Below are 25,741 nucleotides of genomic sequence, written 5' to 3' on the forward strand. Positions count from 1 at the left end.
AATTTTTCCTTATTTTTTCAGAATTATTTGCCCCCCCCCCCGGCGGGGGGGGCGCCCCGGCGCGCCCCCCCCCCGCCGTTGTGCCGTCGACTCAGTTACGCGTACAGCTCCTCCCGTTCAGCGAGAAGCTGCTCGGAGACGAGTACGACCCGCTCAGCGTCCCCTGGTAGCCGAAGCTGGCCGTACCGCCGGGGGCGATCGACCCGTTGTGGCTGACGTTCCGGGCGGTCACCGCGGAGCCGCTCTGGCTGACCGTCGCGTTCCAGGCGCTGGTGACCGTCTGCCCGCCGGGCAGGTTGTAGTTAAGCGTCCAGCCGTTGATCGCGCTGGAGCCCGTGTTGGTGATCTGCACGTCGGCGGTGAAGCCGTTGTTCCACGAGTTGGCCGTGTACTTGACCGCACAGCCCGAGGTGCCGCCCGGCGGCGGGGTGGTCGGCGGCGGGTTGGTGGGGTTGCCGCCACCGTTGACGTTGGCCGAGAACGAGGTCACCGCGAGCCCGACGCCGCCCTGCCACGGCTCGAAGCCGGCCTGGATGCTCGTCAGGTACCAGGAGTTCGTGATCGCGCCCCGGTTGCGGGTGTCGTTGATGAAGTCCATGACGCTGAAGTTCAGGCTGGAGACGGCCGACGACGCGACGTACGAGATGACGTTGTTGGAGCCGTTGCTGCCGCGCCACACCTCCCAGGTCCGGCCGGCCAGGTTCGTCGTGCCGACCACCGAGCCGATGGGCTGGATCGGGCCTTGGCGGTTGAGCCAGATCATGATCTCCATCTGGTTGACGCCGTCCCGCTTGGGCGACGGGTCCAGCCAGATGTCGTACGAGGCGTTGTAGGTCGCGCCGCTCACGTACCGGTAGCTGATGCTGCTGGTGGCGCTGCTGATCTGCGACACCTGGATCGGCAGGTTCGTGCCGGGGGAGCAGTTGGTGTAGTGACAGCCGAAGAAGATCGAGGGGTACGCCGTGGGCGCGCCGTTGGTGGGGCTGCTGCCGTTCAGCGTGGTGATCTCGAAGCCGTTGCTGGTGGCGTTGATGCACTGCTGGGCGGTCGTGCCCCACCGGTTGTTCTGCACCACGTAGCGGCCCTGGATGACGGTGGAGCCGTACTGCTCGCAGATGAGGGTGTCGGCGGAGGCGCTGCCGCCGAGGGCCACGGCCACAAGGGAACTGGTGAGCAACAGCCCGGCGGCGGCCAGGGCTCGAAGGTGACGCTTCATGACGCTCCTTGACTCGGCGCAAGCTGGGCGCCGGCTGTGGTGGGGTGGTGCGGGAGCGCTCCCACGCTCAACGACACATTTACATGTCTGAAACTATGGCGCAACCGCGTGCGTCAAACTGGCGAATTGTGAGGATTACCATGCCCCCTCCGGTCGACTGCCAGCCCACCTCCCGCTCAGCGGCTGCGGCCGGCGGCGAGCGGTTCGCGCCGGGCCGATCGGCTCTGGTGTGCGTCGATCGCTCCGAGTAGCGTGTTGCCTCCAACGCGTGCCGTTCCCCTCCGGAGGCGTACACCACCATGCGTAGCTCCCCCCTGCGCATCCTCATTGTCGGCGCGGGCATCGCCGGCCTGGCCGTGGCCCGGGCCCTGCGCCTGGCGGGCTTCCGGCCGGATGTGACCGACAGGCTGCCGGCGGGAGAGTCGACCGATGTCGGCCTCTACCTGCCCGGCAACGCCGCCCGCGCGCTGCACCGACTGGACCTGCACGATCCCGTCCGTCCTCTCGGGCAGGTGATCCACCGGCAGCGCTTCTTCGACGCCTCCGGGGCTCCGCTCTGTCAGGTCGACCTGGACGCGCTCTGGGCCGGCGTCGGGGAGTGCCGGGCGCTGCCCCGGAGCGACCTGCACCGGGTCCTGCTCAGCGGTGCCGGCGGCGCCGTCCGCCACGGCGCCGAGGTCCGCACCCTCGAGCTGCTGCCGGGCGCCGTCGGCGTCACCTTCACGGACGGCACCCGCACCGAGTACGACCTGGTCATCGGCGCCGACGGACCGCGTTCGTCGGTCCGGACCCTGGCCGCGCTCGGTGGGCCGCCCCGCCCGGCCGGGCACGTCGTCTACCGGGCCGTCCTGCGCGACGGTCCGGCCGTCACCGACTGGACCGCGCTGCTCGGGCAGCGCTGCGGCCTGCTGCTCGTGCCGATCGGGGAGGGCCGGCTGCACTTCTACGCCGACGAGGCAGGCACCGAGCCGCCCGCCGACCCGCTGGCCCGACTGCGGGAACTCTTCGCCGACTACCGGGGCCCGGTGCCCGAGGTGCTCGACACACTCGACCGGGTGGACGTCGGGATCACCGACGAGGTCGAGCTGGGCCGCTGGCACCGGGGGAGGGTGCTGCTGGTCGGTGACGCCGCCCACGCCACCGCGCCCACCCTGTCGCAGGGCGCGGCGATGGCCCTCGAGGACGCCGTGGTGCTGGCCGAATCACTGCGCGCGGCCGGCAGCGTCGAGGCGGCGCTGATGGCGTACGAGAGTCGTCGTCGCCCCCGTACCCGATGGGTGGCCGACCGGACCCGGGACCGCAACCGGACCAGGGACGTCCCGCCGGCGCTGCGCGACCCGCTGCTGCGCGGACGCGGCGGCCGGATCTTCGGGGAGCACTACCGGCTACTGGTCGGCCCGCTGTAGGCCCGTTGTAGATCGTGTCACGCCACCCCACGCGGCGCTGCGACCTGCCGGGGACTATCCTCCTTGCGGATGACGGCCCGCCGATAACCAGCGTGAGCCGAGCGGGACAACCGAGAACCGGAGGCCACTCGTGACCACCGTCGCACCCAAGCCGGTCGTGACCCGGCCCTGGCCGGTCCGGGAGCCGGTCAAGGGGTCGGCCATCGCGCGGCTGCTGCGAACCACGGACGCGAAGCAGATCGGGATCATGTACATGATCACCGCATTCGTGTTCTTCCTGATCGGTGGCGTGATGGCCCTGATCATGCGGGCTGAGCTGGCCCGACCCGGGCTGCAGTTCCTGTCGCCCGAGCAGTACAACCAGCTCTTCACGATGCACGGCACGATCATGCTGCTGTTCTTCGCGACGCCGATCGTGTTCGCCTTCGCGAACTACATCGTGCCGATCCAGATCGGCGCCCCCGACGTCTCCTTCCCCCGCCTGAACAGCTTCGCCTACTGGCTGTACCTGTTCGGCGGCACGATCGCGACCGCCGGCTTCATCACCCCGGGCGGCGCCGCCGACTTCGGCTGGTTCGCGTACGCGCCGCTGAGCAGCGTCGAGCACTCGCCCGGCGTCGGCGCCAACATGTGGATCATGGGTCTGGCCATCTCCGGTCTGGGCACGATCCTCGGCGCGGTGAACATGATCACCACGGTGCTCACCCTGCGCGCGCCCGGCATGACCATGTTCCGGATGCCGATCTTCACCTGGAACATCCTGGTCACCAGCCTCCTGGTGATCCTGGTCTTCCCGCTGCTGGCCGCCGCGCTGTTCGCGCTCGCCGCAGACCGCATGATCGGTGCCCACGTGTACGACCCCGCAACCGGCGGGCCGATGCTCTGGCAGCACCTGTTCTGGTTCTTCGGGCACCCCGAGGTGTACATCGTCGCGCTGCCGTTCTTCGGCATCATCAGCGAGATCATTCCGGTGTTCTCCCGCAAGCCGATCTTCGGCTACAAGGGCCTGGTCGCCGCGACCGTCGCCATCGCCGCGCTGTCGATGAGCGTGTGGGCGCACCACATGTTCGCCACCGGGCAGGTGCTGCTGCCGTTCTTCAGCTTCCTGAGCTACCTGATCGCGGTGCCCACCGGTATGAAGTTCTTCAACTGGATCGGCACCATGTGGCGGGGCCAGATCAGCTTCGAGACGCCCATGCTCTGGGCGGTCGGCTTCCTGGTCACCTTCCTCTTCGGTGGTCTCACCGGCGTGCTGCTGGCCAGCCCGCCGCTCGACTTCCACGTGTCGGACTCGTACTTCGTGGTGGCGCACTTCCACTACGTGCTCTTCGGCACCATCGTGTTCGCGGTCTTCGCCGGCATCTACTTCTGGTTCCCGAAGATGTTCGGTCGGATGCTCGACGAGCGCCTGGGCAAGGTGCACTTCTGGCTCACCATGATCGGCTTCCACACCACCTTCCTGGTGCAGCACTGGCTCGGCGCCGAGGGCATGCCCCGTCGGTACGCCGACTACCTGCCCGGCGACGGCTTCACCACGCTGAACACGATCTCCACGATCGGCGCGTTCATCACCGGTATCTCGACGCTGCCGTTCATCTACAACTGCTGGAAGTCGTACAAGACCGGTCCCGTGGTCGAGGTGAACGACCCCTGGGGTCACGGCAACTCGCTGGAGTGGGCGACCAGCAGCCCGCCGCCGCTGCGCAACTTCGACCGGATGCCGCGCATCCGCTCCGAGCGGCCGGCGTTCGACATGAAGTTCCCGGAGCTGGCCGCCGGCCAGAGCGTGGCCGGCCCGCCGGAGGGTGGTGCCAAGCCGCTCACCAGCGAGTCGGACGGCGGCGCCACCTACACCGAGGACACCGCCAGCAACGTCGACCGGCACTGACGCTCGGCCAAGCTCGTACGACGGGCGCCGCCCCCGGAACCACCGGGAGCGGCGCCCGTCACGTTACCCACCCCACCCCACCCCCCCACGCCCTGCCCCGCGCCTCGCCCGGCGCCCCGCCCCGCGCCGCGCCGATCTTGCACTTTCTGTTGCGACCAACGGGGGCGAAGGCGGCAAAACGTCGACAGTTTGTGCAAGATCGGCGCGCGAGAGGTGGGGCTTCCTGCCCGCGAGCGCACTTCAGGGGCAAGATCCGCGCAATATCAGGGATGTTGCTGCTTCCCGCGCTCTTGAAGCAGCAACATCGGGTAAGTTGCGCGGATCTTGGCGCCGGGGCGCGGGGGCGCCGGGGCGCGGGGGCGCCGGGGCGCGGGGGCGCCGGGGTGCGGGGGCGCCGGGGCGCGGGGTGCCGGGGGCCGGGGTGCCGGGGTGCCGGGGTGCGGGGGTGTCGGGGTGCGGAGGCGTCGGAGTGCCGGGTGCTAGCGGGTTGTGGCGGCTAGTTCCTGGTCGGTGGGTGTCGTTGGGGGCGGGGCGACGGCGTTGCGGCGGCGGCGCAGCTCCAGCGGGAGCACGGCCACGGTGACCAGGGCGCCCAGCGCCCCCGTCACCACGAAGCCCCACAGTGGCGCACTGGCGTCGATGACCGCGCCGGCTAGTGGCGCGCCGACCGCGATGCCGACGGTGACGGCCGAGCCGTGCAGGCCCATCGCCTCACCGCGTACCTCGGCCGGGGCGAGTCGGCTGACGGCGTCGGCGGAGGCCGCGATGGTCGGCGCGCAGAGCGCGCCGGCCGGGATCAGCGCGAGAGAGAGCAGCCACCAGTGTGCGCCGCCCAGCCCGACCGGAATGGTGCAGAGCGCGAGCGCCGCGGTGAGCGCCAGCGGCGACAGCGAGCGGTGCACGGCCCCGTAGGCGAAGCCGCCGACCAGCGAGGCGATCGCCCAGCCGGCCAGCACGACGCCGGTCCAGCCGGCCTCGCCGCTGGCCCGCAGGACGGCGACCACCGCGACGTCGGTACCCCCGAGGACCAGGGTGGCGGCGGTGCTGAGCGCCAGTACGGCGAGCAGCCGGGGCGTCAGCCACTCCCGGCGGGACATCTGGCGTCGGGGGCCGACCGGCTCGGCGGCGCCACGTATCGGCGGGTTCAGCAGCCAGAGCGCGGCCCCGGCGGCGACGATGCCGCCACCGACGAGGTACATGGTGGTCTGCGCCGAGATCGCGGTGACCAGGGCCACCGCCAGCGCCGGACCGATCATGAAGGACAGCTCGACGGACATGGAGTCCAGCGCGTACGCCGGCCGCCGTTGATCTTCCGGGACCAGCGCGGCGATCGACTGGCGGACCACCGAGAAGATCGGCAGGGCCAATGAGCCGGCCACGAAGGCGGCCGGCAGCAGCAGCGGGTACGCCAGCGAGGGCGCGGCGGTCCAGAACACCGCCTCGGCGATCCCGGTGAGCACCAGCACCGGCCGCAGGCCGCGCCGGTCGACCAGGCGGCCGAGCAGCGGGCCGCCGATCGCCGCGCCGATGGTGATGGCGGCGCCCACCAGGCCCGCCGCGCCGTAACCCCGGTCGAGGTCGAGCACCACGTGGAAGGTCAGGGTGACCCCGGTGGCCGTGAGCGGGATGCGGGCGAGGACGGCGACCAGCAGCAGCGACCGCAGGCCGGGCAGGGCGAGCGCTGTCCGGTAAGGCTTGATGTTCACGTTGGTCCGTACCTCCGGCGACATCCTCGACGGGTCGCGGACCGTTGGCCAACCAATTACCGCCTCATGCGGCCCTGATCACAGGCTCGCCGTGCAGGACGACGCCAGCGCCGTCCATCGCGCGCAGCGCCACGTCGGTGGTCTCCGGCGCGACCGCGGCGGTCAGCTCCAGCAGGACCGTGGTGGCGAAGCCCTCCCGGGCGGCGTCGAGTGCGGTGGCGCGAATGCAGTGGTCGGTGGCGATGCCGACCACGTCGACGGTGTCCACGTCGTGCCGGCGCAGCCAGTCGGCCAGGCACTCGCCGTCGTCGGCGTGGCCCTCGAAGCCGGAGTACGCGGCAGCGTGCTCGCCCTTGTGGAAGATCGCCTCGACCCGTCCGGTCTCCAGTTCCGGGTGGAACTCCGAGCCGCTGGTGCCGACCACGCAGTGCCGCGGCCAGGACTCCACGAAGTCCGGCGGGTCGCCGAAGTGCGCCCCCGGATCGATGTGGTAATCCTTCGTGGCGACCACGTGCCGCCACCGGTCCGGCTCGGTGGCGAGCAGCCGGGAGATCCCGGCGGCCACCCCGGCGCCGCCCGGGACGGCCAGCGAGCCGCCCTCACAGAAGTCGTTCTGCACATCCACGATGATCAGCGCGTTGGCCATCGGGGTCCCTTCGAGGTCGGATCGGCGGGGCTCAGCCGGCGGGTACGACGGTGACCGGCACGGCGGGGTCACCCGCGGAGAGCTTCAACCCCTCCCACGGGATGGAGATGAGGCACTCGCGCAGGTGTTCCCGGGACTCGTCGAGGGTCGGCAGGGCCACGGGCTCGCCGTCGACCACGTACGAGCGCTGGAGCATCCGGTCGTTGGCCTGCCGGTCGGGCACGCCCTGCGGGACGATGATCTCTTCCGTGGCGGTGCCGGTGGGCTTGTGCCGGCGGACCGCCACCTTGCGCCCCCCGATGGTGGCCTTGTGCTCGGACCGCTTCACCACCGGCCGGCCGTCGACCTCGACGAGCTTGTAGACCAGCCCGGCCGTGGGCGCTCCGGAGCCGGTGACCACGGCCGTACCGGCGCCGTACATGTCGACGGGCTCGGCGGCCAGCGCGGCGATCGAGTACTCGTCCAGGTCGCCCGAGACGATGATCTTGGTCTCGGTCGCGCCCAGGGAGTCGAGCAGTTCCCGGGACTGCTGCGCGATCACCGCCAGGTCACCCGAGTCGATCCGGACCGCCCGCAGCTCCGGCCCGGCCACCGCGATGGCGTTGCGGATGCCCTGCGAGATGTCGTACGTGTCGACCAGCAGCGTGGTGTCCTTGCCCAGCGTGGCGACCTGCGAGGCGAACGCCGCCCGCTCGTCGTCGTGCAGCAGCGTGAACGCGTGCGCCGCCGTACCCGCCGTGGGGATGCCGTAGCGCTCGCCAGCCGCGAGGTTGGAGGTGAACCGGAAACCGGCCAGGTACGCGGCCCGCGCCGCCGCCACGGCCGCCTCCTCGTGTGCCCGGCGTGACCCCATCTCGATCAGGGCGCGGCCCCGGGCGGCGGTGACCATCCGCGCCGCGGCGGCCGCCACCGCGCAGTCGTGGTTGAGCACGGAGAGCGCCACCGTCTCCAGCACCACACACTCGGCGAAGCCGCCGGAGACGGTCAGGATCGGCGAACCGGGGAAGAACAGCTCACCCTCGGCGTACCCGTCGATGTCGCCCGTGAAGCGGTAGTCGGTGAGCCAGGCCGCCGCCGCGTCGTCGACCACCCCGGTGCGGCGCAGGAAGTCGACCTCGGCCGGATCGAACCGGAAGTCGCGGATCAGCTCGATCAGTCGCGCGGTGCCGGCGACGACGCCGTAGCGTCGGCCACTGGGCAGCCGGCGGCTGAACACCTCGAAGACGCAGCGGCGGTCGGCCGTGCCGTCCTTGAGTGCCGCGCTGACCATGGTCAGCTCGTAGTGGTCGGTCAGCAGCGCGGGGCGGAGGGTGCTCACCGTCCCAGCCTAAGGTTCAGGCCGAGTCGTCGCCCTCGTGGCCCGGGATCGACCGCAGCGCGGCCCACAACTCGGCCCGGCCGGTCACGCCGAGCTTGGTGTAGATCCGCTGGAGGTGGTTCTCCACGGTGCGGGCGGAGAGGTACAACCGTTCGGCGATGGCCTTGCTGGTCGCGCCGTGCGCGGCGAGGCGCGCCACCTGCCACTCGCGTTCGGTCAGCACCGGCGCTCCGGCCCGTAGCGCCGGCGTCCGGATCAGGTTGCACCGCCCGAGCAACCCCGCGAGCCGTTCGCGTGCCTCGCCGGCGGCCGCCGAGTGCTGCTGACGCAGCAGGTGCAGGGCCTGGGCGGTGGCCTCGGCGGCGTACACGGTCAGCTCCAGCGCGGCGTAGTCGTCGGCGACCGACAGCAGGTCCGGGGCCGAGTCGGTCACCGCAGCCCGGGCGTGCCGGGCCAGCAGCGGCGGCAACACCCCGTCCACCCGCTCGGACAACTCGGCGAGGCGCTGCGCCACGGTCCGCCGCCCGCCGTCGGAGCAGGTGGGCCCGATCGGCGCAGCGGCCTGGTCCAGTCGGACCAGATCGTGCAGGACGTGCACCTCGTGCCCGGCGAAGCCGTCCGCGCGCAGCCGGTCGGCCAGATCGCCGAGGTGCTTCACCGCGCCCGGCAGGTCACCCGACACGGCCAGCACCGCGCCCCGGGCCTGCTCCAACCACGGGTAGAGCACCGCCATCCCCGGCGCGTGGGTGCGGTCGGCCTCGGCCATCGCCTCGGTGGCCTGCGCCGCGTCGCCGCGCAGCGCCGCCGCCTGCGCCCGTTCGGCCTGGGCCAGGCCCGCGTAGACCCGGCTGGTGGCCAGCACCGCGCAGGCGCCCAACGAGGTACGCATGGCCGCGTCGCTCTGGCCCCGCAGCCGCGCGGCGTACGCCGCCAGGATCGCCAGGTAGCCGGTGCCGAGCCGGAAGTCACCGGCCCCCGCGAGGTCGGCGAACTCGTCGGCCACGATCGCGTCGATCCCGACGAGGTCGCCGGTGAGCATGAGCCGGGTGCCGCGCGCCAACTCCAGGGCCAGCTGCAGGTACGGCATGTCGGTGCGCCAACTCGCCGCGGCCGAGTGCACCTGCGCGATGGCCGCGCCGCTGCGCGTCAGCTGACCCTCGGCGGCCTGGACGTACGCGATGGTGCTGCGGGCCAGTTCGCGGGCGGCGATGCTGGCCGCGGGCCGGTCGAGCACGGTCTGGCTGAGCCGTACGGCGGTCGCCGTGTCCAGTCGGTGCAGCCGCATGATCGCCTCGAAGGCGTGCACCCGGGCCCGGTCGGCGGAGTCGCCGAGTTGCTCGACGCGGCTCGCGATCTCCTCCACCGTGGACTCCCGGCTGAGCCCCCAGTAGCTGACCATGCCGCGGACGGTCAGCCATCGGCAGAGGCGGCGCTCGTCGCCGGGCTCCAGGGTCACCGCGTCGAGAACGCTGAGCGCCTCGTCCGGTCGGTCGGCGAACATCAGGATGGTGGCCAGCAGCTCCGCCGCGTCCGAGCCGCCGTCGGCGTGCAGCGCGGCCCGGGCCAGGCGGGTCGCCAACGGTACGTCGTACCGGGTGAACGCCTGCATCGCGGCGTCCACGAGCAGGGCGGCGTCCTGCGCGGTGCCGGAGTCGAGCCGCCACACCGCCACCCGCAGCAGGTCGTCGCGGCGGCGTTTGCCGACCTGCTCCAGCAGCTCGGCGAGGTGTGCCTGGAGACGTCGGGTGCGGCTGACCGGGCATCGGCGGCGCATCACCTCGCCGTAGAGCGGGTGCGCCAGGCGTACGTTGGTCCGCCGGTCGTGCTGGACGACGGTGATCAGCCCGCGCTCCTCGGCGCACTCCACATCGGACTGCTCGGCGGCCTGGTTCAGCAGGTGCAGCCCGAGCGGCTCGCCGAAGGCGACCAGCTCGACGACCGTACGGACGCCGTCGGTGAGCTGCCCGACGCGGGTGTCGATCAGATCGGTGAGGCTGGGTGCCAGCTCCAGTCGCCCGGTCCACTTCCAGAGGCCGTAGGTGCGCTTCAACTCCTCGCTGCCGTTGGCGGCATGCACCAGCTCGCGCAGCAGCAGCGGGTTGCCGGCCGACAGTCGCCCGAGCCGGTCGGCGGAGTTGGCGTCGACGGGTCCGCCCAGGATCGCCGCCAGCAGGCCGGCGGTCTCCGACGGTGGCATCGGGGTCAGCTCGACGTGCTCGACCAGGTCGTCGGTCCACAGCGCGCGGATCGGCAGCGGGATCTGCTCGCCGTCGCGCAGGGTGCCCACCACGGTGGCGTTGTCCGCGCGGGCGACCAGGTGCACGAGCGCGGCGGACGGCGGGTCGAGCAGGTGCGCGTCGTCGATGGCGAGCACGATGCGCCGGCCGGCGGCCTGCTGTTGCAGCACTCCCAGCGCCCAGCGCAGGATGCCGGCGGGGGAGAGCCCCTGGGGCTGCTCCGCCGGGAGGACCTGCACCAGCCCGCCGAACGGCAGCGCCGCGGTGGTGGCGCTCGCGGCGATGGACCAGATCGCGTACCGGTCGGTGGGCAGGGTGTTGACGCCCTCCCGCAACAGTCGGCTCTTGCCGATGCCGGCGCTGCCGCTGAAGAAGAGCCCCCGGCCGGCCTCGCCGGTAACCGCCGCCAGCAGGCGGTTGAGTTCATCGGTCCGGCCGACGAACTTCCATCGACTCATCCGCGCAGCATATCCATCGAATTCCGTCCGCGCCCGCACCGTCACGCACCGAAGTTGAGTAGTCGCACAATTACCGGTGAGTACCCGCGGTATTCCGCCTGGTCGGCAGGCCACACGTAGTCTTCGGGCATCCGGGTGGTGTCACCGGAATTTCCAACCGACCGGCGTGCCGGTCGTCAGCCCTGGGAGGCCACCCGATGCAGCAGGGCCCTCTCCCCTCGCTCGACTCGCCCGGCGACATGGCCAGCTCAGCCGACCCGCCGAGTTGCGCACCGCTGCCCACCGAGATCGAGGTTCCCGATCCCCGGTCGGACGAGCCGCTCGGCGTCGTCGCCGTCGGTCCCGCCGGTGCCGACCGGCGTGCCGTGCTCGCGACCCTCGTCGGTCTCGACCCGGTGATGCTCACCGTGCCGGCCGGCAGTTGGCTGGTGGTCCGACACGCCAAGGTGCCGACGCGGGCGGCGTTCGTCCCGGGCTACCGCCAGCCGCACTCGTACGGCGCGGACCGGGACGCGGCCGGCCCGGCACTGGCCCGCCCGCCCCGACGGGTCGAGCTGAGCGTGCCCGAGCCGCTGCTGCGCCACTTCACCCTGATCGACACGCCGGACACCGGCGCGCTCGGCGTGGCCGGCGTCCGGGTGCTGCGTGACGCCGTCGGCCGGGCCGGCGCGCTGCTCTTCGTGATCGCGGCCGACCAGGCGTTCACCGCCCAGGAGCTGAACCTGCTCGCCGAGGTGGCCGCGGCCCCGGTGGAGGTCGTCTTCGCGGTGACGCCCGGCACGGCCGGTTGGGCGCCGCTGGCCGACGGCACGGCGACGACGGAGGACGCGAGGGCGTCCGTCCCGCCGGCGGACGGTCGTTCGGGGGAGGTGGACCCGATCGCGGTGACCGTCGCGGCGCACCGCGCGGCACTGCTGGCCGCCGTCCCCGCCCTGGCCGCCGCGCGCTGGTTCCCGGTCGACGGCGTCGACAGCGCGGCCGACCTGCGCCGGGCGTTGGTGGGGTGGTCGGCGACCGAGGGGTTGCAGCGGGCCAGCGCCGAACCGCCCGTACTGCCGGGGCAGCACGACCGGGTGGCGGTGGCCGCCGACCCGGGCGACTGGTCCGAGCGGCTCGACCGGCAGACCCGCTCCTGCGCCCAGCGGATCCGCCAGCATCTGGCCCTGGAACTGGCGAACATCCATCTGCGGGCCGTTCAGGAGATCGTCTTCGGGGTCGGCTGCGCCGGCCTTCCCGATCTGCTCGACCGGGAGATGGCGGCACTGTCGCTGCTGGCCACCGCGCAGTGCGACCGCGCGGTGCGGGGCATCGTGGCCGACACCACCGCCCAGGTGCTCGGCACGCCGCCCACGGAGGGCGTACATCGTCGGATCGCCACGGCCGTCCAGTACGGCCTGGCCGACCACCGCACGGGACGCGACCTGGACCGGGTTCTGCTGGTCACCAGTACGGCGGGGGTGGCCGGACTGACCGGCGTGGAGGCGATCGACGCGCTCGCCGGTTATCCGACGGCAACCCGTGACGAGGTGCTTCCGCCGATCGCGGTGGCGCTCTCCGGCGGATGCTGGCAGCAGTGGCGTACCCCGGGAAACGACGACCACAGCGCAGCGCGGGCCTGGTCGCAGCGAGCGCTGCGGGAGGTCGAGTTGGAGCTCACCCGCGAGATCTCCCGGCGGTTCGAGGTGATCCGTCTCTCGCTGGGCGTGGTGCTGTCCGATGCGATCGACCACGGCATCCTGCTTGCCTGACAGCCTGCCCGCCGTGCGGCTCGACCTCGCTCCGCGTCTCGCCTCCGCCGAGGTGCGAGGCGGCTTCGCGGCGCGCACGACGGGCGATCCGGGTTCGTCCGGCGTTCCGGTTCCTCGGTTCCGGGAATCCGGTGGCACGATGGGGGGCATGGCGGCTCCACAGGTTGCACCGGTCGAGACGCCGGCCACTGACGACGTGCCGGCGCCCGACCGGCAATGGGTGACGATCGTGTGGGACGACCCGGTCAACCTGATGACGTACGTGACCTGGGTCTTCCAGAAGCTGTTCGGCTACAGCCGGGAGAGGGCGGAGCAGCTCATGCTGGACGTGCACCACAAGGGCCGCGCCGTGGTCTCGACGGGCGCCCGCGAGCGCATGGAGCACGACGCGTCGCAGCTGCACGCGTACGGGCTCTGGGCAACGGTGGATCGCTCATGAGCATGTTCCGGCGGCAGGCGGGCCGCTACGTCGCCACGTTCGCCGTCGACGAGGTGCGGGTGCTGCGCAAGGTCGCCACCGAGGTGGTCGGTCTGCTCACCGACGGCTTCGACCACACCGACCCGGTCGTCGGCCGGCTCTTTCCGGAGGCGTACCCGGAGGACGCGGCCAGCACCGCGGAGTTCCGCCGCTACACCGAGGGCGACCTGAAGACCGCGAAGATCGACCAGGCCGGGGCGATCCTGGCCGCGCTGCCCGACGATGCCGGCGGCGAGGTGCGGTTGGACGCCGAGGCGGCCGAGGCGTGGCTGCGGGCGCTCAACGACGCACGGCTGGCGATGGGCGTCCGGCTGGAGATCAAGGACGGCACGGACCTGGGCGAGGAGTTGGACGACGCGGTGACCGAGGATCCGGGGTCGAGCCGGGTGTTCCAGCTGTCGGTCTACGCGTATCTCGGATATCTCCAGGAATCGCTGCTCAACGCCTTGATCGACTAGGCGTGACCCGCACCACTTCAGGCCCTGCCTGGGAGGCGTTAGGCTGGTGCACGTGCTGAGCATCGACCGGTCGATCATCGACGCGATCGTCGCCCACGCGCGCCGGGACCACCCCGACGAGGCGTGCGGCGTCGTCGCCGGTGCCGTCGGCAGCGACACCCCGACCCGGCACATCCCGATGGACAATGCCGCGCGGTCGATGACCTTCTACGAGTTCGACTCGATGGAGCACCTGCGCGTCTGGCGGGAGATGGACGACCGCGACGAGGAGCCGGTGGTCATCTACCACTCGCACACCGCGACCGAGGCGTACCCGTCGCGTACCGACGTGTCCTTCGCCGGCGAGCCGAACGCGCACTACCTGCTCGTCTCGACCCGCGAGCCCGACTCGGAGGAGATCCGCTCGTTCCGGATCGTCGACGGCGTGGTGACCGAGGAGCCGGTCCAGATCGTGGAGGCCGGGGTCGACCCGCACGCCGTGCAGTCCTACATGTTCGGGCAGAGCCCGGCGACGGTCGACTACGAGTGTTCCGGCCGCTGACCCGTCAGCGTCCGCACCCGTTTCTTCCCGTCACCGTTGGCACACCCGATCAAGGAGCACGACATCATGGCCATCGAAGTTCGCATCCCCACCATCCTGCGTAGCTACACCGGCGGCGCCAAGGTCGTCGAGGGCGCCGGCGACACGCTGGCGGACCTGCTCACCGACCTGGACTCCCGGCACGCCGGCCTGCGCGGCCGGCTGGTCACCGACGCTGGCGCGCTGCACCGCTTCGTCAACGTCTACGTCAACGACGAGGACGTGCGCTTCCTCGGCGCGCTCGACGCCAAGCTCTCCGACGGCGACAGCGTCACCATCCTGCCGGCCGTGGCCGGCGGCGCGTTCGGCTTCGCCGCGGCAGCGGCGATCAGCTCGCACAGCGCCGCGGCAGCGGCGATCAGCTCGCACAGCATCAGCCGGGACAGCGCGGCAGCGGCTCGCGACGCCGTCGCCGCTCGCTGAGGGCGGCCGTCGTGGCGCGGTACGACAGCCTGCTCGACGCCTGCGGAGGTACGCCGCTCGTCGGGCTGCCCCGGCTCTCCCCGACGGTCCCCGACGGGGCGCCGCCGGTGCGGCTCTGGGCCAAGCTGGAGGACCGGAACCCGACGGGCAGCATCAAGGACCGCGCGGCGATGTTCATGGTCCGCGCGGCGGAGGAGGCGGGCCGGCTCCGGGCTGGTGACACCATCCTGGAGCCGACCAGCGGCAACACCGGTATCTCGTTGGCCATGGTGGCGAAGCTGCGCGGGTACCGGCTGGTCTGCGTGATGCCCGAGAACGTCTCGACCGAGCGGGTTCAACTCCTGCGCATGTACGGGGCGGAAATCATCTTCTCGGAGGCGGCGGGCGGCTCGAACCAGGCCGTCGCGACGGCCAAGCAGATCGCGGCCGAGCACCCGGACTGGGTGATGCTCTACCAGTACGGCAACGAGGCCAACGCGCGGGCGCACTACGAGACGACCGGCCCGGAGCTGCTGCACGACCTGCCCACCATCACGCACTTCGTGGCCGGACTGGGCACCACCGGCACCCTGATGGGCACCGGGCGCTACCTGCGCGAAAAGGTCGAGGGCATCCAGGTCGTGGCGGCCGAGCCGCGCTACGGCGAGCTGGTCTACGGGCTGCGCAACATCGACGAGGGGTACGTGCCGGAGCTGTACGACGCCTCGGTGCTGTCCCGGCGTTTCTCGGTCGGCACGCGGGACGCGGTGCTGCGCACCCGTCAGCTCGTGGAGGTGGAGGGCATCTTCGCCGGGTTCTCCACGGGCGCGATCCTGCACGCCGCGCTGGCGGTGGCCCACGAGGCGGTCCGCGCCGGCCGCCGTGCCGACGTCGCGTTCGTGGTGTGCGACGGCGGCTGGAAGTACCTGTCCACCGGCGCGTACGGCGGCACCCTCAGCGACGCCGAGGACGCGCTGGAGGGTCAGCTCTGGGCCTGAGGATTGGGTCCCTGCGCGAACGGGCCGTCGGCGTGTGCGTCGGTGGCCCGTTCCGCGTCCCGGCCCGCCGTGAGCGTGTGTCACGTTCGTGACAACTTCCAACGGATGATTCTTGTCCTCGGGTCCCCCGGCGTAGGCTGCGCAGCGTGGCGTACGCGTCGGTAGAGATCATGGCCGGTACGACCGCCGGCAGAGATACTACCGACAGTGACAGTGAGAAAACCCGATGCGACTGACTGTCCTTGGGTGTGCCGGCAGCTTCCCGGGCCCCGAGTCACCGTGCTCCGCCTATCTCGTCGAGGCGGATGGTTTCCGTCTCCTGGTCGACTTCGGCTCGGGGTCGTTGTCCAGCCTCCAGCGGTACGTGGGGCTGCACGCTCCGGACGCGATCCTGCTGACCCACCTGCACTGTGACCACATCCTCGACGCGGTGACGTACGTGGTGGTCCGCCGGTACGCCCCCGAGGGCCCCTACCCGGCGCTGCCGGTGTACGCCCCGGCCGGCGCCCCGGACCGGCTCAGCGCCGCCTACGGCGACGACGGCACGGTGGACGACGTCTACCAGTTCTACGCCCTCCAGCCGGGCACGTTCCCGATCGGGCCGTTCACGGTCACCGTCGACCGGGTCAACCATCCCGTCGAGACGTATGGCGTGCGGCTGGAGCACGGTGGGCGGTCGTTGTGCTACTCGTCGGACACCGCCGAGTGCGACGCGTTGCTGCGGTTGGCCCAGAGCGCCGACGTGTTCCTGTGCGAGGCCAGCTACCTGGACGGCGTGGACAATCCGCCGGATCTGCACCTGACCGGCCGGGAGGCGGGTGAGATCGCGACGAAGGCGGCGGTGGGTCGTCTGCTGCTGACCCACCTGGTCGCGGCCTGGGGCAGCGAGGCGCACACGCTGGAGTCGGCGGCCGCCGCGTACAACGGGCCGCTCGAAGTGGTCCGGGCGGGCGCCAGCTACGACATCTGACCGCATCGCGGCCACCCGGCGCTTCGTCGACGGCCCGGTGTTGTGCCGTACTGTTCGCCGGCCGGTCAGCGGCTGGTCGTCTGGCGCACCCGTGGCACCCGCACGGTGTGGACATGCGGATCGCCATCGTGACCGAGTCGTTCCCGCCGGACGTCAACGGCGTCGCGCACTCCGTGGTGCGTACGGCCGAGCACCTGCTGGCCCGTGGCCACGAGCCGGTCGTCATCGCACCCGCGCCCGCCGGGGCCGACCGGCGGGGCGTCGACCGTCTGGCGTACCCGGTGGTGCGTATCCCCAGCGTGCCGTTGCCCCGTTACCAGGGCTTCCGGCTGGGCGTGCCGACGGGTACCCGGCTGGCGGGGGCACTGCTGTCGGCCGCGCCGGACGTGGTGCACCTGGCGAGCCCGTTCGTTCTCGGCGCGCGGGCGGCCACGCTCGCCGACCGGTACGGGCTGCCGATGGTGGCGGTCTACCAGACCGACGTGGCGGCCTACGCCCGGGCGTACCGGGTGAGCTGGGGTGAGGCGGCCGCGTGGCGGCGACTCCGGGAGATCCACAATCTGGCCCAGCGGACGCTCGCGCCGTCGACCCGGGCAGCCGCCGACCTGATCGCCAACGGGGTGCAGCGGATCTGGTTGTGGGGCCGGGGCGTCGACGCCGTCCGGTTCGACCCGGCCAAGCGCTGCGCCGACCTGCGGCGTCGGCTCGCCCCGGGCGGGGAGCTGCTGGTCGGCTACGTGGGCCGGTTGGCCCCGGAGAAGCGGGTGGAGCTGTTGGCGGCGACGTCCCGGCTGCCGGGCGTACGGGTGGTGGTGGTCGGTGACGGCCCGGCCCGTCGTCAGCTCGAGCGGGCGTTGCCGGGGGTCACGTTCCTGGGTGTGCGACACGGCGAGGACCTGGCCCGGCTCTACGCCAGCCTGGACGTGTTCGCGCACACCGGTCCGCACGAGACGTTCGGCCAGACCGTGCAGGAGGCGTTGGCGTCCGGGGTGCCGGTGGTCGCCCCGGCCAGCGGCGGGCCGGTCGACCTGGTCGACCCGGGCCGGACCGGGCTGCTGGTGCCGCCCGGCGACGGGGACGCGCTGGCCGCCGCCGTGGCCGAGCTGACCGGGGACGCCGACCGGCGGCGGGCGTACGGGGTGGCGGCCCGCGCCGCGGTGCGCCGGCGTAGCTGGGCGGCCGTCGGCGACGAGCTGGTCGGGCACTATCACGCGGTACGCGCCAGCGCCGCCACCGTCGGCCTGCCGGCCGCGTCGTGACGGCGGCGGCCGGTGGGCTGCGGATCGTCCGGCTCGCGAACTTCGTGACCGAGCGCTCCGGCGGCCTCCGTACGGCGCTGCGGCACCTGGGCGAGGGTTACCGCGCGGCGGGACACGATCCGGTGCTGGTGGTGCCCGGCCGACGGAACACCCACGAGTGGCACCCGTGGGGTCGGGTCGTCACCCTGCCGGGCCTGGAGCTGCCGGGCACGGGTGGTTACCGGCTGCTGGCCGGCCGGCAGCGGCTGGCCCGGGTGCTCACCGAGCTGACGCCGGACCGGCTGGAGGTCTCCGACCGTTCCTCGCTGCGCTGGACGGGGGCCTGGGCGAAGGCGCACGGGGTGCCGTCGGTGATGGTCTCGCACGAGTCGCTGACCGGCCTGCTCGGCCAGTGGGGAGTGCCGGACGTGCTGCGCCGGCCGACCGCCGACCGGCTCAACCGGGCCACCACCCGGGCGTACGACCGGATCGTGTGCACGACCCGTTGGGCGGCCGAGGAGTTCGCGCGCATCGGGGCCGACAACGTCCACCTGGTGCCGCTCGGCGTGGACCTGGACACCTTCGGACCGCAGCGGGCCGACCCGCGGCTGCGAGAACGCTATGCCGACCCGACCGAGCTGCTGCTCGTACACTGCGCGCGGTTGTCTCCGGAGAAGCGGCCGGAACTGGCGGTCGAAGCCCTCGCCGAGCTGCGCCGGGCCGGTGTGCCGGCGGTGCTCGTGCTGGCCGGGGACGGCCCCCTGCGCGCGTCGCTGGCCCGCCGGGCGGCCGGCCTGCCGGTCACGTTCACCGGCTTCCTGCCCGACCGTGCCACGGTGGCTGCGCTGCTCGCCAGCGCGGACGTGGTGCTGGCGCCCGGCCCGGTGGAGACCTTCGGCCTGGCCGGGCTGGAGGCGCTGGCCTGCGGCACACCCGTGGTGGTGAACGCCGCGAGCGCCCTGCCCGAGGTGGTCGGCTCGGCGGGGCTGGCCGCGTACGGCTCCGGGGCGTCGCTGGCCGAGGCCGTGCTGCGCCTCGTGGCCCGTCCGGAGGCGCAGCGGCGGCGGGCCGCCCGGGCGCGGGCCGAGGAGTTCGGGTGGCCGGCGGCGGTCGCCGGATTCCTTCGGGCACACGGCGCGGACGTGCCGCAGGGCACCCGGGGCGAGATGGATCCCCGCACCACATAGGGTGCAGGGATGGCGCGACCTGACGGGCGAGGGCCCTCTCAACTTCGACCGGTGACCCTGACCCGAGGCTGGAGCACCCACCCGGAGGGGTCGGTGCTCGTCGAGTTCGGCGGCACCCGGGTGCTCTGCACGGCGAGCGTCACCGAGGGCGTGCCTCGCTGGCGCAAGGGCTCCGGTCTCGGCTGGGTGACCGCCGAGTACGCGATGCTGCCCCGGGCCACCAACACCCGCTCCGACCGGGAGAGCGTCAAAGGCCGCGTCGGTGGGCGTACCCATGAGATCTCCCGCCTGATCGGTCGCAGCCTGCGCGCCTCCATCGACCTCAAGGCGCTCGGCGAGAACTCGATCGTGCTCGACTGCGACGTGTTGCAGGCCGACGGTGGCACCCGGACCGCCGCGATCACCGGCGCGTACGTGGCGCTGCACGACGCGGTGGGCTGGCTGGCCGCCCGCAAGTCCCTCGCCGGCAAGCCGGAGAAGGTCATGCACCGCTCGGTGGCCGCCGTCAGCGTCGGGATCATCGCCGGCGAGGCACGCCTGGACCTCTGCTACTCCGAGGACGTGGCCGCCGAGGTGGACATGAACGTGGTGTGCACCGGCACGGGCGACTTCGTCGAGGTGCAGGGCACCGGTGAGGCGGGCGTGTTCGCCCGGGACCAGCTCGACAGCCTGCTCGACCTGGCCGTGGCCGGGTGCGCCGAGTTGGCCGAAGCCCAGCGGAAGGCTCTCGCGTGAGCGCGAGGAGTGAGCTTGCGAGCCCCGCAGTCGCGAACAGAGGTGTCTCAGCATGAACAAGGTCCTGCTGGCTACGCGGAACCGCAAGAAGCTGGTGGAGCTTCAGCGGATCCTGGACGGCGCGCTCGGCGCGCACCGGATCGCCCTGCTCGGCCTCGACGACGTCGAGGAGTACCCGGAGCTGCCCGAGACCGGCCTCACCTTCGGCGAGAACGCGCTGATCAAGGCGCGGGAGGGCTGCCGCCGGACCGGGTTGCCGACCATCGCCGACGACTCGGGCATCGCCGTGGACGCGCTGAACGGCATGCCCGGGGTGTTCAGTGCCCGGTGGGCCGGTAAGCACGGCGACGACCAGGCCAATCTCCAGCTCGTGCTGGACCAGATCGCCGACGTGCCGGACGAGCACCGGGCGGCGTCCTTCGTCTGCACGGTGGCGCTGGTGCTGCCCGGCGGCAAGGAGCACCTGGTCGACGGCCGGCAGCCCGGTCGGGTGCTGCGCGCGCCGCGTGGCGACGGCGGGTTCGGGTACGACCCCATCTTCCTGGGCGACGGCCAGGAGCGGACCAACGCCGAGCTGACCCCGGCCGAGAAGGACGCGGTCAGCCACCGGGGCAAGGCGCTGCGGGAGCTGGCCAAGCTGGTCGCCAAGGTCCTGCCGCCCGCCGCCTGACGGGCGCGAGGTCCTGCCGCCCGCCAACTGACGGGCGCGAGGTCCTGCCGCCCGCCGCCTGACCCGCGGCGGACGGCAGTGACCCGTGGAGGTCAGCCCAGCGGGCCGATCTCCCGCTCGATGGCGGCGCGCAGCTCGGGGCCGGCGACGACGGCACGGGCCGCCTCCATCACCGGGGCGAGGAACACGTCCGGGCCGGGGTCGCCGGCCGTCGCACCGAGGGCGGCGACGGCGGCCCGCCCGGCGGGCGACGGCACCAGCGGTTCGCGCAGTTGCAGGCCACGTACGCCGGCCAGCAGCTCGACCGCGAGCAGGCTGGTCAGGTTGTCCAGCACGGTACGCAGCTTCTTGGCCCCCGCCCAGCCCATCGAGACGTGGTCCTCCTGCATGCCGCTGGTGGGCAGCGAGTCCACCGACGCGGGCGCGGCCAGCCGCCGGTTCTCGGCGACGATGCCGGCCGCCGTGTACTGGGCGATCATCAGCCCGGAGTTGACCCCGGCGTCGGGGGAGAGGAACGCCGGCAGCTCCCGGGAGCGGGTCACGTCGAGCAGTCGGTCCACCCGCCGCTCGGCGATCGCGCCGACCTCGGCGGCGGCGATGGCGAGGAAGTCGGCGGCGAAACCGAGCGGAGCGCCGTGGAAGTTTCCCGTCGACTCGACCCGACCGTCCGGCAGCACCACCGGGTTGTCCACCACGGACACCAGCTCCCGGCCGGCGACCGTGCGGACGAAGTCCAGGGTGTCGCGGGCCGCGCCGGCCACCTGCGGCGCGCAGCGCATCGAGTACGCGTCCTGCACGGCGTGCGCCAGGTCGTCGCGGTGCGAGTCCATGACCCGCGAATCCTGCAACAGCCGGTGGATGTTCGCCGCCGACGTCGCCTGACCGGGGTGCGGTCGGATGGCGTGCAGCTCGGGCAGGAACGGCCGCTCCGAGCCGAGCATCGCCTCGATGGCCAGCGCCGCGGTCACGTCCGCCATCGCGAAGAGGTGCGCCGCGTCGTGGATGGCCAGCAGCAGCATGCCGAGCATGCCGTCGGTGCCGTTGATCAGCGCCAGCCCCTCCTTGGCGGCCAGCTCGATCGGCTTGAGCCCGTTGGCGGCCAGCACGTCGGCCGCGTCCTGCCGCTCGCCGGCCGGGCCGAGCACCCAGCCCTCACCGAGCAGCACCAGCGCGCAGTGCGCCAGCGGCGCCAGGTCGCCGGACGCGCCCAGCGAGCCGTGCTCCGGCACCCACGGGGTGACGTCGTGGTTGAGCAGGTCGACGAGGGCATCGGCGACCAGCGGCCGGACCCCGGAGCGGCCCAGGGCGAGCGAGCGTACGCGCAGCAGCATCATGGCGCGTACCACCTCGCGGGGCATCGGTGCGCCCACCCCGGCGGCGTGCGAGCGGATCAGCGCGTGTTGCAGCTCGGCCCGCCGCTCGGGGGCGACGAACGTGTTCGCCAGCGCCCCGAACCCGGTCGATACGCCGTACACCGGTCGTCCGGCGGCCTCGATGCCGTCCACGATCGCGCGGCTGGTCGCCATCGCGTCCCGGGCGGCCGGGTCGAGGACCACCGTGGCGGTGCCGCGGGCCACCGCGAGCACGTCGTCGGCGGTGATCCCGGTTGGTTGGATGGTCACGTTCGTCACTGCGGTACTCCGTTGCGAATTACCTGGCGGATCAGGGGGACACCGGGCCGGTAGGCCAGGTGCAGGTAGGACGGCGCGTCCAGGACGACGAGGTCGGCCCGCGCACCGGGCGTGAGCACGCCGATGTCGTCGCGGCGCAGCGCCCGCGCGCCACCGGCGGTGGCGGCCCAGACCGCCTCCGCCGGGGTCATCCGCATCTCGCGGACCGCGAGGGCGATGCAGAAGGGCATCGACGAGGTGTACGACGATCCGGGGTTGCAGTCCGTCGCCAGGGCGACGGTCACACCGGCGTCGAGCAGCCGGCGGGCGTCCGGGTACGGCGACCGGGTGGAGAACTCGGCACCGGGGAGCAGGGTGGCGACGGTGGTGGTCCCGAACCCGTCGGTCTGGGCCGTGCCGGCCAGCGCGTCGACGTCGGCGTCGCTCAGGTGGGTGCAGTGGTCGACGCTGGCCGCGCCCAGCTCCACCCCGAGCTGCACACCCGGCCCGGGGCCGAGCTGGTTGGCGTGCAGCCGTACGCCCAGCCCGACGGCCTGCCCGCAGGCGAGGATGGCGCGGGCGTGGTCGACGTCGAAGGCGCCCCGCTCGCAGAACACGTCGATCCACTTCGCGTACGGCGCGGCGGCGGCCAGCATCGGCCCGCAGACCAGCCCGACGTAGTCGTCCGGCCGGTCGGCGTACTCGGCGGGGACCACGTGCGCGCCCAGGAAGGTGGTCTCACTGCTGGTCTCGGCGGCGATCCGCAGCGAGCGGGCCTCGTCGGCGACGTTCAGCCCGTACCCACTCTTGATCTCCATGGTCGTGGTGCCCTGGCGCAGCGCCTCCCCGCGTAGCCGGCGCACGGTGGTCCGCAGCTCGTCGTCGGTGGCGGCCCGGGTCGCGCCCACGGTGGTCCGGATGCCGCCGCCGGTGTACGGCTCGCCGGCCATCCGCGCGGCGAACTCGCCGGCCCGGTCCCCGGCGAAGACCAGGTGGGCGTGGCTGTCCACGAAGCCGGGCAGTACGGCGGCCCCGCCGACGTCGATCCGGTGGTCGGCGGCCGGCGCGTACGCGGCGGGCCCGACCCAGGCCACCCGATCCTCCTCGACGAGCACGGCCGCCCTGCGGCGGATGCCCAGCGGATCCGCGCCGACGCCGTTGGTGACCAGCTCCCCGATGTTGTCGACGAGCAGGCTGCTCATGAGGGGGTCACCGCCTCGATCGACGCCGACAGCTCGGCCGGCACGTCGACGCTCAGGTGCCGGCCCTCGGCCACCACCACGCGGCCATCCACCACGACCTGGTCGACGTCCGCCGCGACGGCTGCGAAGAACGCCCCCACCGGGGGTACGCCGGCGGTGCGGGCGCTGTCGAGCCGTACCGTCACCAGGTCGGCGCGGGCGCCGGCGGCGATCCGACCGGCGTCGGTCCATCCCAGCGCGGCGTGCCCGGCGGCGGTCGCCGCGGTGAACAGGTCGACCGGGGTGAAGTGGCCGCGCCGCCGGGTGCGTAGCCGCTCGTCCAGCTCCACGGCACGGGCCTCCTCGAACAGGTCGACCACGGCGTGACTGTCGCTGCCCAGGCTCAGCCGGATACCCGCGTCGGCCATTCGGCGGGCCGGACCGATGCCGTCGGCGAGGTCCCGCTCGGTGGTGGGGCAGAGGCACACGCCGGTCCGGCTGTCGGCGAGCAGCGTCAGGTCCGCGCTGGTCGGATGGGTGGCGTGGACGGCGGTGGTGTCCGGCCCGAGCACTCCGTGGTCCGCGAGCAGCGCGGTGGGCGTACGCCCGTGCACGGCCCGGCACTCGTCGTTCTCGGCCGGCTGCTCGGAGAGGTGCACGTGCAGCGGAGCCTGCCGCTCGCGGGCCCAGTCGGCGACCGCGCGGAGCTGGTCGGCGGGGACCGCCCGGACCGAGTGCACGGCCGCGCCGACCCGCACGTGGGAGTCCGTGGGCTGGAACGCCGCCGCCCGTCGCGCCCAACCGGCCGCGTCGCCGTCGCCGAAGCGCCGCTGCGGCCCGGCGAGCGGCTGACCGTCCACCGTGGAGGTGAGGTAGCAGGTGTCCAGCAGGGTGAGCCGGACCCCCGCGTGCGCGGCGGCCTCGACCAGCGCCGCGCCCATCGCGTTCGGATCGTCGTACGCCCCGCCGTCGGGCCGGTGGTGCAGGTAGTGGAACTCGCCCACGCAGGTGATCCCCGCGAGCGCCATCTCGGCGTACGCCGCCCGGGCCAGCGCCAGGTAGGTGTCCGGGTCGAGCCGGTCCGCGACCGCGTACATGCGGTCCCGCCAGGAGAAGAAGTCGCCCCGCCCGCCGTGCGTGCGCCCCCGCAGGGCCCGGTGGAAGGCGTGCGAGTGCGCGTTCGCCAGGCCCGGCAGGGTCAGGCCGGGCAGCGGCACGGCGTCGGCGTACACGTCGACCCCGGACGGCGGCCGGCTCCCGGGGGTCAGCGGCGTCACCGCGCTGATCCGTCCGTCCTCGACCTCGATCAGCACGTCGGGCGTGGGCTCGGCGTGCGCCGGCAGCCAGGCGTACTCGGCGAGCCAGCGGGTGGCGGTCAGCGACACGTCAGCTCCTCGAGCACGCGGGCCAGCGCGCGCACCCCGGCCGCGCAGTCGTCGTCGCTCGCGGACTCGGCGGGGGAGTGCGACACCCCGGTCGGGTTGCGCACGAACAGCATCGCCGTGGGCAGGTACGCCGCGAGCACCCCGGCGTCGTGTCCCGCGCCCGTGGGCAGCACCGGCGCGTCGAGCAGCGTCGCCAGCCGGGCGGCCAGGTCGCCGTCGAAGGCGACCAGCGGGGTCACCGACTCCTCGGTCACCAGCACCTCCGTGCCGTCGCGGCGGGCCCGCTCGGCGAGCTTGGCCCGGACCGCGTCGACCAGCCCGGTCAGGGTCTCCGGGTCGGCGGCGCGCGCGTCCAGCCAGCCGGTCACCCTCGACGGGATCGCGTTGGTGGCGTTGGGTTCCACGGCGACCCGGCCCACGGTGGCGTGCGCGCCACGCAGCCGGGCCTCCTTGTTGGCGGCCAGCACCCCGAACGCGTAGGTGAGCATCGGGTCGCGGCGGTCGGCCATCCGCGTCGTACCCGCGTGGTTGCCCTCGCCGACCACGTCGAATCGCCAGCGGCCGTGCGGCCAGATCGCGCTCGCCACCCCCACCGGCGCGTCCGCGTCCACGAGCGCGCGGCCCTGCTCGACGTGCAACTCCACGAACGCGCCGAACCGGCCCAGCAGCTCCGGGCGGGCGCCCGCCGGCCGCCCGCCGAGCGCGTCGGCGAAGCTCACCCCGGCCGCGTCGCGCAGGCCGGCCGCGCGGTCGGCCGCCAGCACGCCGGTGAGCAGCCGCGACCCCAGGCAGGGTACGCCGAAGCGAGCGCCCTCCTCCTCCACGAACGCGGCCACCACCAGCGGCCGGACGGGGGTGACACCGGCGGCGCGCAGCTCGTCCACGGCGAGGAACGCGCTGACGATGCCGAGCGGCCCGTCGTACGCCCCGCCGTGCGGCACCGAGTCGAAGTGACTGCCGGTGAGCACGGCGTCCGTGCCCTCGGGGTCACCCCAGTGGGCGAACAGGTTGCCGTTGCCGTCGTCGGTGACCGGCAGGCCGCGACGGTCGGCCTGCGCCCGGAACCAGGCCCGCAGTTCGCGTTCCGGCTCGGTCAGCGCGTACCGCAGGTAGCCGCCGCTGTCGGCGTCCCGCCCGACCGGCGCGATCTCGTCCCACAGCTCCCGGAACCGGCCGGGCAGGTCGTCACTGGCGGCACCTCCGTCGTTCGCGACGGCGGGGCTCCG

22 protein-coding genes are annotated in these 25,741 nt (G+C 73.1%); 13 read left to right on the forward strand and 9 right to left on the reverse strand.

Annotation, left to right across the window (positions count from 1 at the left end; translation table 11 throughout):
- Positions 1 to 91 precede the first annotated feature (91 nt).
- Positions 92 to 1,216 carry a cellulose binding domain-containing protein gene (locus ACIA3K_RS14750; protein WP_396801458.1) on the reverse strand — a complete coding sequence of 375 codons (1,125 nt, stop codon included), beginning with the start codon at positions 1,214 to 1,216 and terminating at the stop codon, positions 92 to 94.
- Positions 1,217 to 1,515: 299 nt separating this feature from the next.
- Here ACIA3K_RS14750 and ACIA3K_RS14755 point away from each other — a divergent pair, with 299 nt between their 5' ends.
- Positions 1,516 to 2,622: an FAD-dependent monooxygenase gene (locus ACIA3K_RS14755; protein ID WP_396801459.1), complete on the forward strand. Its 1,107-nt coding sequence runs from the start codon at positions 1,516 to 1,518 to the stop codon at positions 2,620 to 2,622.
- A gap of 130 nt (positions 2,623 to 2,752) precedes the next feature.
- On the forward strand, positions 2,753 to 4,510 hold the full coding sequence (gene ctaD, locus ACIA3K_RS14760) for a cytochrome c oxidase subunit I (RefSeq protein WP_396801461.1): 1,758 nt from the start codon (positions 2,753 to 2,755) through the stop codon (positions 4,508 to 4,510).
- Positions 4,511 to 4,989: 479 nt separating this feature from the next.
- Here ctaD and ACIA3K_RS14765 read toward each other — a convergent pair whose 3' ends face one another.
- The 4 genes from ACIA3K_RS14765 to ACIA3K_RS14780 are packed head-to-tail and all read right to left on the reverse strand — an operon-like array spanning position 4,990 to position 10,875.
- Positions 4,990 to 6,240 carry an MFS transporter gene (locus ACIA3K_RS14765; RefSeq protein WP_396801462.1) on the reverse strand — a complete coding sequence of 417 codons (1,251 nt, stop codon included), beginning with the start codon at positions 6,238 to 6,240 and terminating at the stop codon, positions 4,990 to 4,992.
- Positions 6,241 to 6,280: 40 nt separating this feature from the next.
- Positions 6,281 to 6,862: an isochorismatase family protein gene (locus ACIA3K_RS14770; protein ID WP_396801464.1), complete on the reverse strand. Its 582-nt coding sequence runs from the start codon at positions 6,860 to 6,862 to the stop codon at positions 6,281 to 6,283.
- Positions 6,863 to 6,893: 31 nt separating this feature from the next.
- Positions 6,894 to 8,180 (reverse strand): nicotinate phosphoribosyltransferase, encoded by a 1,287-nt coding sequence (locus ACIA3K_RS14775; protein WP_396801465.1) that lies wholly within the window; start codon positions 8,178 to 8,180, stop codon positions 6,894 to 6,896.
- A 16-nt stretch (positions 8,181 to 8,196) separates the two neighbouring features.
- Positions 8,197 to 10,875: a LuxR C-terminal-related transcriptional regulator gene (locus ACIA3K_RS14780; protein ID WP_396801466.1), complete on the reverse strand. Its 2,679-nt coding sequence runs from the start codon at positions 10,873 to 10,875 to the stop codon at positions 8,197 to 8,199.
- 197 nt (positions 10,876 to 11,072) lie between these two features.
- Here ACIA3K_RS14780 and ACIA3K_RS14785 point away from each other — a divergent pair, with 197 nt between their 5' ends.
- The 11 genes from ACIA3K_RS14785 to rdgB all read left to right on the forward strand — a co-directional run bounded on the left by ACIA3K_RS14785 (position 11,073) and on the right by rdgB (position 20,339).
- Complete coding sequence (locus ACIA3K_RS14785; protein WP_396801467.1) at positions 11,073 to 12,623, forward strand: hypothetical protein; 1,551 nt, start codon at positions 11,073 to 11,075, stop codon at positions 12,621 to 12,623.
- A gap of 148 nt (positions 12,624 to 12,771) precedes the next feature.
- Entirely contained in the window at positions 12,772 to 13,062 is a 291-nt protein-coding gene (gene clpS / locus ACIA3K_RS14790) for an ATP-dependent Clp protease adapter ClpS (protein WP_039905549.1), read from the forward strand.
- On the forward strand, positions 13,059 to 13,559 hold the full coding sequence (locus ACIA3K_RS14795; RefSeq protein ID WP_355052047.1) for a DUF2017 domain-containing protein: 501 nt from the start codon (positions 13,059 to 13,061) through the stop codon (positions 13,557 to 13,559). The genes clpS and ACIA3K_RS14795 overlap by 4 nt, the downstream gene beginning before the upstream one ends.
- A 52-nt stretch (positions 13,560 to 13,611) precedes the next feature.
- Positions 13,612 to 14,100: a M67 family metallopeptidase gene (locus ACIA3K_RS14800; RefSeq protein WP_355052048.1), complete on the forward strand. Its 489-nt coding sequence runs from the start codon at positions 13,612 to 13,614 to the stop codon at positions 14,098 to 14,100.
- 66 nt (positions 14,101 to 14,166) lie between these two features.
- Positions 14,167 to 14,562 (forward strand): MoaD/ThiS family protein, encoded by a 396-nt coding sequence (locus ACIA3K_RS14805; RefSeq protein ID WP_396801468.1) that lies wholly within the window; start codon positions 14,167 to 14,169, stop codon positions 14,560 to 14,562.
- An 11-nt stretch (positions 14,563 to 14,573) separates the two neighbouring features.
- Positions 14,574 to 15,539 carry a PLP-dependent cysteine synthase family protein gene (locus tag ACIA3K_RS14810; protein ID WP_396801470.1) on the forward strand — a complete coding sequence of 322 codons (966 nt, stop codon included), beginning with the start codon at positions 14,574 to 14,576 and terminating at the stop codon, positions 15,537 to 15,539.
- A gap of 226 nt (positions 15,540 to 15,765) precedes the next feature.
- Positions 15,766 to 16,509, forward strand: a complete 744-nt coding sequence (locus ACIA3K_RS14815; RefSeq protein ID WP_396801472.1) for an MBL fold metallo-hydrolase — start codon at positions 15,766 to 15,768, stop codon at positions 16,507 to 16,509.
- 113 nt (positions 16,510 to 16,622) lie between these two features.
- A complete protein-coding gene (locus ACIA3K_RS14820; protein ID WP_396801473.1) occupies positions 16,623 to 17,768 on the forward strand; it encodes a glycosyltransferase family 4 protein in 1,146 nt (381 codons plus the stop codon).
- Complete coding sequence (locus ACIA3K_RS14825) at positions 17,765 to 18,934, forward strand: glycosyltransferase (RefSeq protein ID WP_396801475.1); 1,170 nt, start codon at positions 17,765 to 17,767, stop codon at positions 18,932 to 18,934. The genes ACIA3K_RS14820 and ACIA3K_RS14825 overlap by 4 nt, the downstream gene beginning before the upstream one ends.
- A gap of 9 nt (positions 18,935 to 18,943) precedes the next feature.
- Positions 18,944 to 19,669 (forward strand): ribonuclease PH, encoded by a 726-nt coding sequence (gene rph / locus ACIA3K_RS14830; RefSeq protein ID WP_396801476.1) that lies wholly within the window; start codon positions 18,944 to 18,946, stop codon positions 19,667 to 19,669.
- Positions 19,670 to 19,721: 52 nt separating this feature from the next.
- Complete coding sequence (gene rdgB, locus ACIA3K_RS14835) at positions 19,722 to 20,339, forward strand: RdgB/HAM1 family non-canonical purine NTP pyrophosphatase (RefSeq protein ID WP_396801477.1); 618 nt, start codon at positions 19,722 to 19,724, stop codon at positions 20,337 to 20,339.
- A gap of 92 nt (positions 20,340 to 20,431) precedes the next feature.
- Here the strand turns inward: rdgB and hutH are convergent, their stop codons facing one another.
- The 4 genes from hutH to ACIA3K_RS14855 are packed head-to-tail and all read right to left on the reverse strand — an operon-like array spanning position 20,432 to position 25,696.
- On the reverse strand, positions 20,432 to 21,970 hold the full coding sequence (gene hutH, locus ACIA3K_RS14840; RefSeq protein WP_396801478.1) for a histidine ammonia-lyase: 1,539 nt from the start codon (positions 21,968 to 21,970) through the stop codon (positions 20,432 to 20,434).
- Positions 21,967 to 23,151, reverse strand: a complete 1,185-nt coding sequence (gene hutI, locus ACIA3K_RS14845) for an imidazolonepropionase (protein WP_396801479.1) — start codon at positions 23,149 to 23,151, stop codon at positions 21,967 to 21,969. The genes hutH and hutI overlap by 4 nt, the downstream gene beginning before the upstream one ends.
- Positions 23,148 to 24,509: a formimidoylglutamate deiminase gene (locus tag ACIA3K_RS14850; protein WP_396801745.1), complete on the reverse strand. Its 1,362-nt coding sequence runs from the start codon at positions 24,507 to 24,509 to the stop codon at positions 23,148 to 23,150. Before ACIA3K_RS14850 ends, hutI begins: the two co-directional genes overlap by 4 nt.
- Complete coding sequence (locus ACIA3K_RS14855; RefSeq protein ID WP_396801746.1) at positions 24,506 to 25,696, reverse strand: allantoate amidohydrolase; 1,191 nt, start codon at positions 25,694 to 25,696, stop codon at positions 24,506 to 24,508. The genes ACIA3K_RS14850 and ACIA3K_RS14855 overlap by 4 nt, the downstream gene beginning before the upstream one ends.
- Between the last annotated feature and the right edge of the window lie 45 nt (positions 25,697 to 25,741).

It is taken from the genome of Micromonospora sp. NPDC051543, from assembly GCF_044454415.1.
GTDB lineage: Bacteria > Actinomycetota > Actinomycetes > Mycobacteriales > Micromonosporaceae > Micromonospora.